General features: G+C 40.9%; 15 protein-coding genes, 12 tRNA genes and 1 rRNA gene. 1 reads left to right on the forward strand and 27 read right to left on the reverse strand.

Going from position 1 to position 12,934, the window contains the following annotated elements:
* From PQ511_RS20095 to PQ511_RS20160, 14 genes are all read right to left on the reverse strand, one after another.
* A 16S ribosomal RNA gene (locus PQ511_RS20095) occupies nucleotides 1–101 on the reverse strand; the annotation flags it as partial.
* 166 nt (nucleotides 102–267) lie between these two features.
* Nucleotides 268–344 (reverse strand) — tRNA-Ile (locus PQ511_RS20100).
* Between the two features lie 8 nt (nucleotides 345–352).
* A tRNA-Gly gene (locus PQ511_RS20105) sits at nucleotides 353–426 on the reverse strand.
* A gap of 8 nt (nucleotides 427–434) precedes the next feature.
* Nucleotides 435–511: transfer RNA gene (locus PQ511_RS20110), tRNA-Pro, on the reverse strand.
* Between the two features lie 24 nt (nucleotides 512–535).
* Nucleotides 536–612 (reverse strand) — tRNA-Arg (locus PQ511_RS20115).
* A 10-nt stretch (nucleotides 613–622) separates the two neighbouring features.
* A tRNA-Leu gene (locus PQ511_RS20120) sits at nucleotides 623–708 on the reverse strand.
* Between the two features lie 40 nt (nucleotides 709–748).
* Nucleotides 749–833: transfer RNA gene (locus PQ511_RS20125), tRNA-Leu, on the reverse strand.
* 8 nt (nucleotides 834–841) lie between these two features.
* A tRNA-Lys gene (locus PQ511_RS20130) sits at nucleotides 842–917 on the reverse strand.
* A 4-nt stretch (nucleotides 918–921) separates the two neighbouring features.
* Nucleotides 922–996, reverse strand: a tRNA-Gln gene (locus PQ511_RS20135).
* A gap of 34 nt (nucleotides 997–1,030) precedes the next feature.
* Nucleotides 1,031–1,106: transfer RNA gene (locus PQ511_RS20140), tRNA-Asp, on the reverse strand.
* Between the two features lie 54 nt (nucleotides 1,107–1,160).
* Nucleotides 1,161–1,235: transfer RNA gene (locus tag PQ511_RS20145), tRNA-Glu, on the reverse strand.
* A 7-nt stretch (nucleotides 1,236–1,242) separates the two neighbouring features.
* Nucleotides 1,243–1,333: transfer RNA gene (locus PQ511_RS20150), tRNA-Ser, on the reverse strand.
* Between the two features lie 3 nt (nucleotides 1,334–1,336).
* Nucleotides 1,337–1,411 (reverse strand) — tRNA-Asn (locus PQ511_RS20155).
* 175 nt (nucleotides 1,412–1,586) lie between these two features.
* A complete protein-coding gene (locus tag PQ511_RS20160) occupies nucleotides 1,587–2,039 on the reverse strand; it encodes a SprT family protein (RefSeq protein WP_273853793.1) in 453 nt (150 codons plus the stop codon).
* A 100-nt stretch (nucleotides 2,040–2,139) separates the two neighbouring features.
* On the opposite strand from PQ511_RS20160, the gene cmpA reads away from it, so the two are divergent.
* On the forward strand, nucleotides 2,140–2,253 hold the full coding sequence (gene cmpA / locus PQ511_RS20165) for a cortex morphogenetic protein CmpA (protein ID WP_226660038.1): 114 nt from the start codon (nucleotides 2,140–2,142) through the stop codon (nucleotides 2,251–2,253).
* Between the two features lie 15 nt (nucleotides 2,254–2,268).
* Here cmpA and PQ511_RS20170 read toward each other — a convergent pair whose 3' ends face one another.
* From PQ511_RS20170 to PQ511_RS20230, 13 genes are all read right to left on the reverse strand, one after another.
* Complete coding sequence (locus PQ511_RS20170) at nucleotides 2,269–4,443, reverse strand: Tex family protein (RefSeq protein ID WP_420541741.1); 2,175 nt, start codon at nucleotides 4,441–4,443, stop codon at nucleotides 2,269–2,271.
* Between the two features lie 155 nt (nucleotides 4,444–4,598).
* Entirely contained in the window at nucleotides 4,599–5,201 is a 603-nt protein-coding gene (locus PQ511_RS20175; RefSeq protein ID WP_273853794.1) for a PP2C family serine/threonine-protein phosphatase, read from the reverse strand.
* Nucleotides 5,202–5,203: 2 nt separating this feature from the next.
* Entirely contained in the window at nucleotides 5,204–5,995 is a 792-nt protein-coding gene (gene sigB, locus PQ511_RS20180) for an RNA polymerase sigma factor SigB (protein ID WP_273853795.1), read from the reverse strand.
* Nucleotides 5,964–6,419, reverse strand: coding sequence for an anti-sigma B factor RsbW (rsbW, locus tag PQ511_RS20185; RefSeq protein WP_048313049.1), 456 nt, complete (start codon nucleotides 6,417–6,419; stop codon nucleotides 5,964–5,966). Before rsbW ends, sigB begins: the two co-directional genes overlap by 32 nt.
* 23 nt (nucleotides 6,420–6,442) lie before the next feature.
* Entirely contained in the window at nucleotides 6,443–6,772 is a 330-nt protein-coding gene (locus PQ511_RS20190; RefSeq protein WP_224599389.1) for an STAS domain-containing protein, read from the reverse strand.
* Nucleotides 6,773–6,847: 75 nt separating this feature from the next.
* Nucleotides 6,848–7,858: a PP2C family protein-serine/threonine phosphatase gene (locus PQ511_RS20195; RefSeq protein WP_273853796.1), complete on the reverse strand. Its 1,011-nt coding sequence runs from the start codon at nucleotides 7,856–7,858 to the stop codon at nucleotides 6,848–6,850.
* Nucleotides 7,859–7,873: 15 nt separating this feature from the next.
* Nucleotides 7,874–8,275, reverse strand: coding sequence for an anti-sigma regulatory factor (locus PQ511_RS20200; protein WP_194222496.1), 402 nt, complete (start codon nucleotides 8,273–8,275; stop codon nucleotides 7,874–7,876).
* A gap of 3 nt (nucleotides 8,276–8,278) precedes the next feature.
* A complete protein-coding gene (locus tag PQ511_RS20205; protein ID WP_273853797.1) occupies nucleotides 8,279–8,635 on the reverse strand; it encodes an STAS domain-containing protein in 357 nt (118 codons plus the stop codon).
* A gap of 12 nt (nucleotides 8,636–8,647) precedes the next feature.
* Nucleotides 8,648–9,469 (reverse strand): STAS domain-containing protein, encoded by an 822-nt coding sequence (locus PQ511_RS20210; RefSeq protein WP_273853798.1) that lies wholly within the window; start codon nucleotides 9,467–9,469, stop codon nucleotides 8,648–8,650.
* A gap of 276 nt (nucleotides 9,470–9,745) precedes the next feature.
* Complete coding sequence (gene ndoA / locus PQ511_RS20215) at nucleotides 9,746–10,096, reverse strand: type II toxin-antitoxin system endoribonuclease NdoA (protein ID WP_048312992.1); 351 nt, start codon at nucleotides 10,094–10,096, stop codon at nucleotides 9,746–9,748.
* Nucleotides 10,097–10,100: 4 nt separating this feature from the next.
* Nucleotides 10,101–10,385, reverse strand: a complete 285-nt coding sequence (locus PQ511_RS20220) for a CopG family ribbon-helix-helix protein (protein ID WP_048312993.1) — start codon at nucleotides 10,383–10,385, stop codon at nucleotides 10,101–10,103.
* A gap of 128 nt (nucleotides 10,386–10,513) precedes the next feature.
* Nucleotides 10,514–11,680, reverse strand: a complete 1,167-nt coding sequence (gene alr, locus PQ511_RS20225; protein ID WP_273853799.1) for an alanine racemase — start codon at nucleotides 11,678–11,680, stop codon at nucleotides 10,514–10,516.
* Between the two features lie 231 nt (nucleotides 11,681–11,911).
* Nucleotides 11,912–12,916, reverse strand: a complete 1,005-nt coding sequence (locus tag PQ511_RS20230) for a LolA family protein (RefSeq protein WP_420541742.1) — start codon at nucleotides 12,914–12,916, stop codon at nucleotides 11,912–11,914.
* Nucleotides 12,917–12,934: the final 18 nt, after the last annotated feature.

Below are 12,934 nucleotides of genomic sequence, written 5' to 3' on the forward strand. Positions count from 1 at the left end.
CCGCTAAGATCAGGGAGCAAGCTCCCATCTCTTCGCTCGACTTGCATGTATTAGGCACGCCGCCAGCGTTCGTCCTGAGCCAGGATCAAACTCTCCGATAGAAAGCTTAATCTAGCTTTTAAAACATTTTGTTTCCGTAGAAACAACTACTTACATGGCGTTTCGTTCAGTTTTCAAAGATCAATTTTTCTTTCAATGTCGTTTTCAGCGACCAAACCATCATACCATGATGAGATAATCAATGTCAACAACTTTTTTTAGAAAAGATGGTGGGCCTGAGTGGACTCGAACCACCGACCTCACGCTTATCAGGCGTGCGCTCTAACCAGCTGAGCTACAGGCCCATCTTTAATGGAGCGGGTGATGGGGATCGAACCCACGACATCAGCTTGGAAGGCTGAGGTTTTACCACTAAACTACACCCGCGTAAATGATGGTCGGGAAGACAGGATTTGAACCTGCGACCCCTTGGTCCCAAACCAAGTGCTCTACCAAGCTGAGCTACTTCCCGACATTTTGTTAAGTAAAATAATTATGGTGCGCCCGAGAGAAGTCGAATCCCTAACCTTCTGATCCGTAGTCAGACGCTCTATCCAATTGAGCTACGGGCGCATATTCTATTTGGTGCGGTTGAGAGGACTCGAACCTCCACGGGGTCTCCCCCACTAGCCCCTCAAGCTAGCGCGTCTGCCATTCCGCCACAACCGCACATCGTAACTTGATGAAACGTTAGCATTAAAAAAGAAATTGGTGCGGGTGAAGGGACTTGAACCCCCACGTCGTAAGACACTAGATCCTAAGTCTAGCGCGTCTGCCAATTCCGCCACACCCGCAAATTAAGTGGTGAGCCATGAAGGACTCGAACCTTCGACCCTCTGATTAAAAGTCAGATGCTCTACCAACTGAGCTAATGGCTCAACATGGCTGGGCTAGCTGGATTCGAACCAGCGCATGACGGAATCAAAATCCGTTGCCTTACCGCTTGGCTATAGCCCAACATTTTATATAATCAGGTTTATTTTAATAGTAATGGCGGTCTCGACGGGAATCGAACCCGCGATCTCCTGCGTGACAGGCAGGCATGTTAACCGCTACACCACGAGACCTTTATAACTGATTACATATCATGTTGTTGAAACGTTTTATTTTCAAAATCATGTTGGTGACCCGTACGGGATTCGAACCCGTGTTACCGCCGTGAAAGGGCGGTGTCTTAACCGCTTGACCAACGGGCCATAAAAATGGCGGAGAAGGAGGGATTTGAACCCTCGCGCCGCTCGCGCGACCTACACCCTTAGCAGGGGCGCCCCTTCAGCCACTTGGGTACTTCTCCGTTTGGCTCCACAGGTAGGATTCGAACCTACGACCGATCGGTTAACAGCCGATAGCTCTACCACTGAGCTACTGTGGAATAATGTTTAAGTTGTTGTCTCCGTTATCGGCGACATTTACTATAATAACTCATCCAGCAAACAAAGTCAACAGCTTTTTGTAATTAATTTTTCACTATGTATTCGTTTGGGACGTGCTCTCCGAAGAGACTTTATTAATTTACCATATACAATCTAGGTCGTCAATAACAAGTTTCAATAAACTTGTATTAACTTCCCTCTGCACTTTCCGCATACGTAACGTGAAGTATCCATCTTTCTTTTCCTTCTATACTTCGTCTTACATTCTCTACACTCATAGTAATACTTGAATGCCTCTATTCTCCTTTGACCTGGCACCACCTGACAATATCGAGAGCCACCTACTTCTTTTAGAAGGCGTTTAAAATCTTGATCCTGATGTTTGTACCCTTTTTTCTGAAGGTGCAAATGATAATGGCAAAGCTCATGTTTAATAATGCCTACAAGTTCGTCTCTCCCGAACTGGTCATAATGCTTTTTATTGAACTCAAGATTGTGAGAGCGAAGCAAATAACGCCCTCCAGTCGTTTTCAATCGTGTATTGAATACTGCCTGATGGCGAAAAGCAAGCCCAAAAAACTTCTCAGATATCGTTTCAACTAACTGTTGCAATTCCCTTTCAGTCATATGCCTTTCTCCTTTCTCTTTCGAACACATACAAGCCGTTTCTCATAAACTAATGTACATCATCATTTACAACGTGTCATTACTTAAGGGGGAGATGAAGTTGCCTGTTTGGTTCAAGAAGCAATTGAAACAAGCTTACCTTGAGAAAAATCGACATCAAATCAAACTATTAAACCAATGCTGGTTTTTCTATAAAAGAAAGCACCACCCCTGAGGGCAGTGCTAGTACTTATGATGGTTGAAGCATTGTTAAAGCGATACGCTCGCGCTTAAGGTCCACTTGATCAACCCACACAGTCACCACTTGTCCGACGTGGACGACTTCCATTGGGTTTTTCACAAAGCGATTTGTTAACTTCGAAATATGAACAAGCCCATCTTGTTTTACTCCGATATCAATAAAGGCGCCAAAGTCAACAACATTCCTAACTGTACCTTCTAATTCCATACCCTGTTCCAGGTCTTCCATTTTCAAGACATCCGTCTTTAAGATCGGTTGCGAAAGTTCGTCTCGAGGATCTCGACCAGGCTTTTGGAGAGAAGCCACAATATCTTTTAACGTGATTTCACCTATATTAAGAGCCGCGGCCGTATCTTTCATAGACAAGTCAGAAAGAGACTCCACAAGTTTTTCTGTTCCAATATCCCCAAGCTTACAATCGATTCGTTCTAAGAGAGCTTTTGTAACGTCATAGCTTTCCGGGTGAATTTCAGTTTGATCAAGAGGCTGCTTCCCTCCCATGATTCTAAGGAACCCGATACACTGTTCGTATGTTTTCGCGCCTAGTCTTGGAACCTTTTTTAACTGCACTCGGCTTGTGAACTTACCGTCTTCATCTCGTTTTTTTACAATGTTCGTAGCAACCGCCCTAGACAGACCCGCTACGTACTGTAGAAGCGATACTGAAGCTGTATTCACATTAACGCCAACCTGGTTTACAGCCGTCTCTACAACAAAGGTTAGTTGATCATTTAATTTTTTTTGTGATACATCGTGCTGGTACTGCCCAACTCCCACCGATTTCGGATCAATTTTCACTAGCTCTGCCAGTGGATCTTGAATCCTTCTCGCAATAGAGACGGCTGAGCGTTCTTCGACTTGAAGATCAGGAAATTCCTCTCTTGCAAGGTCAGAAGCTGAATAAACACTCGCGCCTGCCTCATTTACAATAAGATAAACCACTTTTTGCTCAACTTCTTTAATGACATCTGCAATAAACTGTTCTGTTTCACGTGATGCAGTACCGTTTCCAATCGCAATCATTTCAATATTGTACTCATTGATCATTTTAATCACAGCCGCTTTTGACTTTTCAACTTCCGATTTCGGTGGTGTTGGATAAATGACCGATACGTTTAACATCTTTCCTGTATCGTCCACAACAGCTAGTTTACACCCCGTTCGATAGGCAGGATCCACACCAAGAACTCTTTTCCCTTTCAATGGCGGCTGTAGTAATAGATGCTTTAAATTCTCGGAAAAGATATGAATGGCCTGATCTTCAGCTCGTTCCGTTAACTCTTTTCGTATCTCTCTTTCTACTGAAGGTTGAATAAGTCGTTTGTAACTATCCGTAATAGCTTCTTCAAGGATCGCTACACAGTCTCGTTTCTGATTTTTAATGGTTTTTCGTTTTAAATAGTCGTGAATGGAATCAGTTGGAGGCGTAATGGATGCTCGTATAACTTTTTCCTTTTCTCCTCTATTAATGGCAAGAATCCGGTGTGGGACTATCTTGGATATGCCTTCTTGATAGGAATAGTACATTTCAAATATTTGTTTAGGATCTTCCTCTTCCGATTTAACCGTCGTTTGAAGGAGTCCGTGTTGAAATGTTCTCGCTCTTATCCATTTTCGAGCTTCAGGATCATCGGAAATCCATTCTGCGATGATATCCTGCGCTCCTTGAATAGCATCTTCAACTGTAAAAACTTCCTTTTCATCTGATATGTAATCCTTAGCAATCACTGATGGATGATCACTCCCATCTTCTACAATCCAACGGGCAAAAGGTTCTAACCCCTTTTCTTTAGCAATCGTAGCCTTTGTTCGCTTCTTTTGTTTATATGGACGATAGATATCTTCTACTTCTTGGAGCTTTGTAGCCGCTTTTAATTGCTTCTTTAGTTCATCTGTTAGTTTATCCTGCTCTTGAATAAGACGGATCACTTCTTCTTTTCGCTGATCCAAATTCTGAAGGTAGGTCCACGCTTCTTGTATATCTCTTAGCTGAACTTCATCGAGACCATCAGTTAACTCTTTACGATAACGGGCAATGAAGGGTACGGTATTCCCATCATTTAATAATGTAATTACTTCTCTTACACTTCGTTCAGCAAGCTTTAAATTTTGAGCAACTTTACGAAAATGTTCTGATTGCTTTTGCTCTACTGTCATTTCCAAAACAATTCCTCCTTAAGAGCCATTCCATATTAGTATCAGTTTACCGGATAAGTTGATTTGTTAAAAGCTTCCCTCTAAAAAACCATCATGAATCTTTTCCTTATTTTTAAATGAAAATAAAAAAAGTTCTTCCTATATAAAAACGGAAGAACTTTTTATACTGTTTTCCCTACAAGGAGAGTGATGTCATCATTTGTAGATGGAAGCGTATCGGTTAAATGTTGAAAAGACTCATGCACGGAATCAAAACGAGCAATCATCGAATAATTTTTTGAACTGATTTGAACGCCATCAGAGTATGCGACAAACGAAGAACCTGAAGGATAATCAATTGTTTGCACTTTCACTTTTTGAAGCTTACCTGACAGGTACCCTGAATACGAGATCGGGCGAAGAATTTTTCCATCTGGTCGATAGATGATCAAATTAATATTCCCAATTCCACTATACTCAAGTTGTCTTGTATTTAAATCAAGCTTAAAAACGGAAAGAACACATCCACGTTTACCTCTCATCTCTTCATTTGCACGATTCATTAACGATTCAACATCTTCGTCTTGGTGTTCCTTGACTGCATTAATAGCAGCTAGAGAAGAATCCTTGGCCATATCACCGCTGCCAAGTCCATCTGCTACAGCACAAATGAAATAATCAGATGTTTCAGCTACATAATAGCTGTCCCCACACATTTGATTGCCTGCCTTTGGCTTTTGATACGCTGCCACCGTAAGCTTTTCAAATTCATGATGATGAATCATGACTAGAAAGCCTCCGTTGGTTCAATTCGAATCGCTTGCCTTAGCTTTTCAAGCGCTCTTCTTTGTAGGCGGGAAACATGCATTTGTGAAATTCCGAGCTTCTCACCCGTTTCTTTCTGACTCATATTCTCAAAGTACGTACAATTCAAAATTTCTTGTTCTCTTTCAGTTAGAACTGCAAAAGCTTTCTTAAGAAGCATCTGTTGGTCTACTAGATCAAATCCTTGTTCTTGATCGCCAACAAGATCGAGTAAGGTAACGGTGCTTCCTTCTTGGTCTGCTTCAATTGAACTATCGACAGAAAGTGCTTGATAACTTTTGCCCATTTCCATTGTTTCAAGTACTTCTTCCTCAGACACATTTAAATACTCAGCAAGTTCGTCGACCTTAGGAGAACGTTGAAGTTCATTCGTAAGTTCTTCGACTGCTTTTTTAATACGAGGCCCAAGCTCTTTGATCCTTCTTGGAACATGAACGCTCCATGTTTTATCTCGAATAAACCGTTTGATTTCTCCAACGATGGTTGGGACAGCAAAAGACTCAAAGCTTCTACCGAATTCAGGGTCGTAACGACGAAGCGCTGCAAGTAATCCGATCATCCCGACTTGAGACAAATCATCGTGAATGCTTTTCCCTTTAGAAAACTTACGGGCGAGTGATTGAACGAGATCCTGATATCGCTCCACTAACTTCAGTTGAACAATTTCATCAGTCGGATCCTTTTGATATTGTTCAATCCATTCATATACCTCGTTGTTATTGTTATTGCGGGGATGATGAGATTGTGTCGGCATCTACTTCCACCCCATCTCTGTGGAGGAACTTCGTCATCATGACTACTACTCCGTCCTCTCCACTGATTTCCACTTTATCCATCAGTGATTCAATCAGAAAGAGTCCCAATCCTCCCTCACTGAGTTGTTCGACTGATTTATCACTATCTACTGGTCCTAGCTTTTCGGAAACCTTTGTATAGTCAAAGCTTTGACCACGATCTAAAACCATCATTTCTAGACGATCTTCATAGATACCAAAACCAATGGTGATTTGTCCTTTTTCATCTTCTTTATAAGCGTGGTTAACAGCATTCGTACATGCCTCTGATAGAGCAATCTTAATGTCTTCAATTTCATCGTAAGAGTAACCCATTCGGTTTGCAATTCCTGATACCGTCAATCTTGTTACACCAACAAATTCTGCTTGTGCAGGGATTTTCATTTCAACAAAGTCTGAAATGTTTATCACTTTGATCCCCCCTTTACGTCTTCAATGTCGATCACTTCATCAAGTCCAGTGATTTCGAAAAGACGCTGTACGCGTGAAGTCATTCCTGTCAATTTCAACGAGCTACCGTGCTCTTTAGATGATTTCAGCGCACCAACAAACACACCTAAACCTGTGCTATCCATATAATTAACATCACTAAGATGAACGAGCGTCTCATGACCTTCTTTACCAGTTAGCGGAAGTAGAGCTTCTCGTAACTGAGGCGCTGTGTAAGCGTCAATCTCTCCACCTATATGTAAATGATGTGTATTCTCATGATCTTCTTGTTTGATCTGTAAATTCATAATATTACCCCCTGTTAGGTTGCTTCTAATTTTTAGTTAAAACCATTATTTCCTTATTCCACTTTTAGAAAGAAGTTAAACCTCGCGTCGTAAAATAACAAGGGTGAAATCATCTCTGAGTTCAAACTCTTGCAAACGCTCAAGTTCACGGTAAACCTCTTCCACAATTTCTTGTGCTGAGAGGTGAATATATTTACGAATCAACGCTACGATTTCATCACGTTCAATAAAACCATTTGTCGAACGGCATTCAGTAACACCGTCAGAAAGCATGATAACCATATCATTTCCATTAAGTACCCGCTGGTATTCTTGATAGGAGGTTTTCTTTGATACTCCTAAAACAAGCCCTCTTGTAAAGAGCTCTTCAAATTCATCTTTTTGCGAATCGTAAAAAAAGCCCGGTTCGTGACCGGCCCCAGCGTAATAAAATGAATGAACCCTAGGATCATATAAACCATAAAACATGGTAATAAACATGTTAGGATCAACATTTTGTTCCACAACGCGGTTAAGGTTCTCAAGAACAGCTCCTGGCTGCATTCGCTGCTCAGGCGCACTGTCCATTGTATACTTAATCATACTCATACAAAGTGCAGCAGGAATTCCTTTACCGATGACATCGGCGATCGCTACACTTACGCAATCATTTTCATCTTGAACAAAGTGATAGTAATCCCCGCTCATTTTCTGGGCGGGTTTACTAATAGCACCAATCTCAAGACTCGGAACTTCTGGTTTATCCCCTGCAAGCAACGTTTGTTGCATATTTGCAGCAATTTCAATTTCAGATTCTAGCTGCTGCTGACGACTTCGAAGGCTTTGATGCTCTCGATAGGCAAACCCATACCCAATCATCATCTCAAGCAAAAAGTCATACGAGTTCTTAAGCGGCTCAGGAATATCAGGAAATAATTCCTCTAGAACACTTACGTGGAGACTGACTGCTTCTTCTGGGGATATCTTCTGTTCAATCATCTTCCGACTAAACTGCTGTCCCTTATATAACGTTTGTTCCGATTGCTCTTCTAAATAGTTTACTAATATTGCTTTATATTTTTGATATTGAAGATCTCGGTCGTCCATTATGCTCTATCCTCCTTAACGGAGCCATTTAATAGAAGTGATCACTGTTCCTTCGTTCTCTTTTGAATCAATTGTAAACTCATCCATTAATCGTTTAACTCCAGGAAGACCAGCTCCAAGACCACCAGAGGTTGTAAAACCATCTTCCATGACTTTTCTGATGTCTTTTATTCCCGGGCCCGAATCGGATGCTTCGATTTTAAGTCCTAATTTACCACCGTTTTCCACACGTTCAATGGCTACTTCGCCACTTCCGGCATAGAGGTATATGTTACGCGCGAGTTCAGAAATAGCCGTTGTAATACGAGCTTGATCGACCGTGCCGAAGCCAAGTTCTTTCGCAATATTTCTCCCAGACTGTCTCGCCTTCACGATATCCCATTCATTTCGAACTTCCACACAGGATTGGATATTCATAACTTATCCCCCCAATTCCTGTTGTAATTTCTCTAACCCCTGTTCTAAATCTAATGCAGTTGGGACATTTTTCATCATAATACCTAAATCAATTAGCGTAATAGCGACAGCAGGTTGAATTCCTGTCAGTACTACTTTTGCCCCCATTAAATTTGACATGCGCACTACATCGCCTAAAACTTTAGCAATGAAAGAATCAATCATATCAACAGATGTTAAATCAATTACAACGCCCTTTGCTCCTGTTTCGTGAATCTTCCCGAGCAAATCCTCCTGAAATTGAAGTGCAGTTTTGTCATCGAGATCAACTTGAATTGTAATTAATAAATATTGATTCAGTTTTAATATAGGAATTCGCATAGTCTTCCCCCCTTACTCAATCTCAATCATTTTGCGTTTTGTCATTTCTAATGCAGTTTTCATGCCTTTAAATAACGTGCTTTTCGTTGGGAATTGACCAAGATCAATCCCAAGGTTAACGATTGTTTGAGCAATTTCTGGTCTAATTCCAACTAAAATACATTGTGCTCCAACAAGGCGAACGGCTTCTGCGGCCTGTATAATATGATGAGCAACCATCGTATCAACAACCGGGACTCCGGTAATATCAATAAGCACCACTTGTGATCTGTGTTTTATGACACCTGTTAACAAATTCTCCATTATCAACTTTGCTCGTTCAGTATCAATGGTTCCAATTAGTGGCATGACACTAATATTTTCGAATACTGGGATAAGAGGAGCTGATAACTCTTGAAGAGCCACTTTCTGGATTGAAACAGTGTCTTCCCAATTTTTTGCACTTTCATTAATGAGCTGATTCACAATAGGGTCAATCCAGCGATCGATTTCATCATACATACTGTATACTTTTTCATTGGATTGATTCGCATCCAATAGCACGGCTAGAATAATTCGACGGAAGTTTTGCAACCCTTGTGTTATATAACTCAGTCTCCAACCAATCTTCATTAAATGTTCAGCAAACTCGGTCATTCGATCAGTTGGCTTATGAACATTTTGTTCGATATGGGTGTAAATAATTTCAAACAGCTCTTTGTTCGTTTCTTCATAAGCTGCATCCGTTATTGACTGTAGTCGATGCTCATCACGAACCCTTTCCATTTCATCCATCCATCTGTTATAGATTCGCTCACGACTTTCATTCAATAATTGTATAACTAACTTGTCCATCTTGCTCCTCCCTACGATCTTTCTACATTCATTTATCTTCTCATTACAAGAAATGTCTCGCAATCATTCTGCTTTTCTAGTCTTAGCACATTACATCATTTTCATCTTAACACACTTTTCGACATAACTAGAAAATTCCCTGCTATCCCTACTACTAATTGTTCGTATAGAGAAGGGATCAATATGTCCCTATTCATTTCTGTAGCTTTGTCATTATAAGAAACGATACAAAAAAAACTGCTCATAGGAGCAGCTTCGCTTGGTTATTATACGTTTTCAAAAATCAATAAGTCCAAGGCTGATCTGCAGGGCTTCTTGTACCCGTTGCATCATACCCTCATCAAGGTGAGTGATTTTATCAGTTAGACGCTGTTTATCAATAGTACGAATTTGTTCTAGCAGTATAACCGAATCACGTTCAAATCCATAGCGCTTCGCATCGATTTCGACATGAGTGGGAAGCTTTGCTTTTTGAATTTGTGCCGTAATTGCAGCAACAATGACAGTAGGACTAAAACGATTCCCAATGTCGTTCTGAATAATCAAGACGGGTCTTACGCCACCTTGTTCAGAACCTACAACAGGAGAAAGGTCAGCAAAATACACATCACCTCGTTTGACAATCAAGCCATTACACCCCGCTTACTAAGCGGTCCACGGTGTGCTCTGCTTCCTCCTCAACAAGAAAGGCTTCTGCTGCAAGGTTCAAGTTAATCTTAGCCATCTCCATGTACCCCTGGCGCATGGCGTCACGAATTTGTCGCTTCTTTCGTTCGCGAATATACATTGTCGTGGCCTGTGATATGAACTCGTTACGATCAAGCTGTTCCTGTTGAATAATACCATCCACCTCATTTAAAATATGTTGTGGGAGAGTTACAACAATCGATTTTTTGTTTGCCTCTGACACAAACATACACCTCCGAAGCACTGCTACTCATATTGTATTCCACCATTAATCTTACCATTGCACGCGACGCATTGCAAAACAACTTTCCACAAGACTATTTCACCATATTCTTGCAAAATCCTTCTTTTATTTTACTATTTTTTTAAAATTGTATTCATTACGCCTTTTTTTTCTCCATATTCTTTAAAAAGTCTCGGTACACGCGGTCCAATCATACAAGGAATTTCATAGTTTATCGTCTCAAGTCGCTCAGCAATGTCATCTATTGTAATTTCTTCTGAACCTTCTTTTCCAATCAGCGTCACTTTCGTACCGACCTCTATTTTTGAAGGCAAGCGAACCATGAATTGATCCATACAAATGCGTCCAACGATTGGAGCACGCTCCCCGTTCACCAAAACATACGCATCACTTAGCTTGCGTATCCATCCATCAGCATATCCAATTGGAATCGTTCCAATCCATTCTCCCTCCGATGTGTGATACGTAGAACCATAGCTTATCGGTTCACCAGCCATCATTTTCTTCACATGTACAACCTGACTGTATAAACGAAAAGCAGCATTTAATTTAAAAGGTTGAATGGATTTCATTTCTTGAGATGGACTCAAACCATACATTGAAATACCTAAACGAATTAAATTCCCTATTCGTTTCGGAACGCGAATTGATCCTGCGCTATTTCCAAGATGAACCCACTTTGGTTGTAAACCGTTTTCTTTAAGAAATGAAGCTAACTTTTCAAATTTATCTATTTGAATTTCAATAAATGGATTGCCTGGTTCATCAGCTGTTGCAAAGTGCGTATAAAATCCTTCTACATAAAAAGAAGAATGTGTTGCCAAGCACTCAATGAGCTGTTTAGCTTCATCTTCTTCCTTTATTCCAAGTCGCCCCATCCCTGTGTCAATTTTTAGATGGATGTTTAGTAGCGTCTTGCCCAAGATACTAGCAGCTTCCTCTAACCATTTTTCTTGAAAAACAGTAAGGGTTATGCCATTCCTAGCCGCTACTTCTGCATAAATTGGCGGAACCCACCCCAGTACAAGAATTGGAGCTTCAATGCCTGCTTCACGAAGAGCAATGGCTTCATCTAGAATAGCCACAGCTAAATATTCAGCACCAGCACGCAAAGCCTTTTGTGCTACAGCCACAGCTCCGTGTCCATAACCATTCGCCTTTACAACAGCCATAACTGAAACTTCATTCGATACATATTTTTTAAATGACTTTACATTCTGTTCAATAGCATCTAGATCTACCTCAGCCCATGTTCCACGGTAAAACTCCTGATTGTCCATTCCAACTTCCTCCCACAACAATACACTCTGCCCTCTATTTTAGGAGATTTTACGAAAAGCGCAAGCGGCTTGTTTTGTTCGGACAATTGCTGAAGCGACTCGAGGAACGCTGGACAAGAAAAAAGCAAGCGCCTCGTTTATCCCCGACTAGCTTAAGGGAGATCTCAATGTGAACCAGCTTCTTTCCAAAAAAGGTTCAGCCATTAATCATAGCTGAACCTCTTTGAAGTATTATTTAATTTCCGTCATGCCGTACACTGACCTCGCAACGGCGGCCATCTCTTCCTGAGATAAATCAGTTGACGCAAGGAAGAAATCAACCCCATTATGATGCCAGGACACTGTCGTATCTGTCATAATCCCCATTGTAAATCCTAAATCAATTGGTTGCCCATCACTAACGGTAACCGGAGCACTCGTTTCGAGGGCAGCCTCGCTTTTCTCTTCAATTAATGTGAATGATTTTTCACCAGTAAAGCTTAGCATCACTTTATTGGTTGCCACTTCTTTCTCATCCGTTAGCCCCGTTCCTTGTGGTTCATACATTGGATACACGACTTCAAAAGGCTCATTTGTCGTGGCTAATACCGGTACTTCTAGCTGAGCTGCTGTCATGTTTCGCTCCATATCAAAAGCACCTTTATCAAATGAAGCATTGAATTTCATATTCGAAAATTCAATATCAACAAGTGGCTTTTGATCCTGATTCATAATCGTTACTTTTTCTGGGGCAAGGTCTTTTTTATTTAATTGAATCGATTGAGTGGACAAGTTCTTATTCTGGTAATTTGTTTTCGTGGTAAACACATAATCATTTTCCTTCGCTTCAAATTGAGCGCCAGAATCATTTAAGATATCCTGTACGAGCGTATTATAGAGATAAGCCTGACTCCCGTTTTCAGGCCAATCACTTTGGAAACGAAAACTTTTATTTAAGGCAGGGGTAAGCACAAAAACCCCTTCATCGTTTCGTAAGATGATTTGACTTTGTTCTTTTGATTCATTTTTCAATTCCACTCGATAATAAGATGGCTTTTGGTACCAAATCTCCACATCATAACGCTGGGGTTCTTCTCCTGTTTCAAGCGTCATATTAGCATTAACTTTATAACCTTCCATTTCGTTCAGTTTCTTATCTAGATCCTTCACAACGTCTTCCTGACTTTTTTGACCGCAACCTGCAAGGGCTACAAGCATGAATATACTGATTAGTAGAACAGCACCGAACTTTTTCACTCTATCCCCAACTCCTTT

The sequence above is a fragment of the Guptibacillus spartinae genome (assembly GCF_028610625.1).
In the GTDB taxonomy this organism is placed as follows: domain Bacteria; phylum Bacillota; class Bacilli; order Bacillales; family Guptibacillaceae; genus Guptibacillus; species Guptibacillus spartinae.